The sequence below is a fragment of the Gryllotalpicola sp. CP2-P1 genome (genome assembly GCF_057512245.1).
This window is the reverse complement of sequence record NZ_JBLRDT010000282.1, coordinates 1-2,446: the sequence shown is the minus strand read 5'-3', so window position 1 is coordinate 2,446 and position 2,446 is coordinate 1. Positions and strand designations below refer to the sequence as shown.

The 2,446-nt window shown below is 68.4% G+C and carries 2 protein-coding genes and 1 pseudogene; all 3 read right to left on the bottom strand.

All coding sequences use genetic code 11. The features are described 5' to 3' along the window. A pseudogene (locus ACM2XV_RS14255) lies at positions 1-404 on the bottom strand (hypothetical protein); the annotation flags it as partial. A gap of 27 nt (positions 405-431) precedes the next feature. After that, positions 432-1,622, bottom strand: a complete 1,191-nt coding sequence (locus ACM2XV_RS14250) for an ABC transporter permease (protein ID WP_487027406.1) — start codon at positions 1,620-1,622, stop codon at positions 432-434. A 38-nt stretch (positions 1,623-1,660) separates the two neighbouring features. Then, entirely contained in the window at positions 1,661-2,392 is a 732-nt protein-coding gene (locus tag ACM2XV_RS14245; RefSeq protein WP_344775558.1) for an ABC transporter ATP-binding protein, read from the bottom strand. Positions 2,393-2,446 lie beyond the last annotated feature (54 nt).

Here is a 2,446-nt window from a genome sequence, read left to right as displayed (position 1 = left end):
ATCGACACGGTCGTCACCGCGCTGTCCGACGAGTCGGAGGAGCTCGACGAGCCGGAGGAGTCCTGCGGCGTCGTGCTGGCCGTGATGCACTCGCCGACCTTCACATCCGACAGCGAGACGTCTACGGTCTTGGTGATCTTCGTCGACGAGCTGACCGTGACGGCGGTCTGCGACGAGCTCGACTGCACCTGGAGCGTGCTGCCGCTCACCGCGGCGATCTCGCCGCTCGTTCCGCCCGCGCCCTGACCGCCAGGGCCGCCTTGGCCGCCGGACTGGCCCTGCGCCTGCTTCGACGTCGACGATCCGGCGCTGCTCGATGAGTGCGACGAGCAGCCGCTCAGCACGAGCACGGCGCCGACGGCGATCGCCGAGGCCGCGGTGATGAAGGAGTACTTGCTGTTCATAGTGGTTTTCCTCGTTGCTGGGGTGTCTTACTCGGTGCGCAGCGCGTCGATCGGCGCGAGTCGCGCCGCGCGGGTCGCCGGGTAGACGCCGAAGATGATGCCGATTCCGATGGAGACGACGAGCGAGAGGCCGATCGCGAGCCCGGACACCTCGATCGACGAGCCGATCAGGCCGGGAAGGACAAGCGCAGCCACGATCCCCAGCGCAGCGCCGACGACCCCGCCGGTCAGACCGAGGGTGCCGGCCTCGACGAGGAACTGGTTCCTGATCGCCCCGGGTGGCGCGCCGAGCGCCTTCCGCAGGCCGATCTCGCGCGTTCGCTCCGAGACCGAGACGAGCATGATGTTCATCACCCCGATGCCGCCGACCAGCAGCGACAGCGCCGCGATGCCCGTCAGCAGGATCGTCAGCGTCTTGTAGACGCTGGTCGCCGTCGACACGAGCGAGTCCTGGCTCGAGATCGTGAAATCGGCATCGTCGGTCGAAGAGATGTCGTGACGGGTCAGCAGGATCGACTTCGCCTCCTGATAGGCCGCGGGAAGGGCATCCGCCGAGGTCGCCTGCAGATAGACGGTCGAGACCGAGTTCGCCTGCGAGCCGCCGACCAGGTTCGCCGCCATCGTCGAGAGGGGCACGAGCGCGGTGTCGTCGAGGTTGCTGGTCGAGTTCGAACCGGACGAGGCGAGCACGCCGACGACCTCGAAGGTCTGGGAGTCGATCGTCACGTTCTGCCCGACGACGTTCGATGAGCCGAAGAGCTCCTGCGCGGTCTCAGAGCCGAGGACCACGACGGATGCCTCGTCGGCCTGCTGCTGCGCCGTGATGAACGTGCCCGTCGCCAGGGTGCGCGAGCGCACCTTCAGATACGAGGGGGTGACGCCGACCACGCTTGTCGTCCAGTTGGTCGACCCGGCGGTGAGCTCCTCGGAGCTCGACTTCTCGGCGTCCACGCCCGCGATGTCGGGCGCGTTCACCTTCGAGGCGAGGGCGGTGGCGTCGGCTTCGGTCAGGGTCGAGCCCGTGCCGAAGCCGCCCCGCACGCCGCTCGACGAGGTCGACGAGCCGGGCGAGACGATCAGCAGGTTCGAGCCGAGCGAGGAGATCTGGCTCGAGACGTCCTTCTGCGTGCCGAGGCCGAGCCCGACGGTCAGGATGACCGCGGCGATGCCGATGAGGATGCCGAGCACCGTCAGCGCGGAGCGCATCTTGTGGCTCATGATGGCGAACCAAGAGGTCCGCGCGGTCTCCATCCAGTTCATGCGAGCACCTCTTCTGACTGGATGAGCCCGTCGCGCACGTGCACGATGCGGCGGGATCGGGCGGCGACCTCGTGCTCGTGCGTGATGAGCACGATCGTCCGGCCGCTCGCGTGCAGCTCGTCGAACAGCCCGAGCACCTCTTCCGTGGAGTGCGAGTCGAGGTTTCCCGTCGGCTCGTCGGCGAGGATCATCGTCGGCTCGGTCACGAGCGCGCGCGCGACGGCGACGCGCTGCTGCTGGCCGCCCGAGAGCTGCCCCGGCTTGTTGTCGATGCGGTCGCCGAGGCCGACGCGCTCGAGTGCCGCAACGGCCCTCTCGCGCCGCTCGTCCTTGTGGACGCCCGCGTACATCATGGGCAGCTCCACGTTCCGCCAGGCCGACAGGCTCGGCAGCAGGTGGAACTGCTGGAACACGAACCCGATGCGCTTGTTGCGGACATCCGCGAGATCGATCTCGTCGAGATCCTCGACGTTGTCGCCCGCGAGCAGATACGAGCCGCTCGTCAGGGTGTCGAGGCAGCCGAGGATGTTCATGATCGTCGACTTGCCGCTGCCCGACGGTCCGACGACCGCGACGTACTCGCCTGCGCGGATCGTGAGGTCGATGCCGCGCAGAGCCTCGTATTCGATCGAGCCGGTCTTGTAGGTCTTGCGCGCGTCCGCGAGCCGGATGACGGGCTCGCTGTCGCCCGGCACGAGGAACGCCGGCATGGTCGAGGTCTCAGCCATCAGTTCCCCGAACCCGTGCCGGGCCGCTGGAAGCCGCCGCCGGTGCCACCGCCG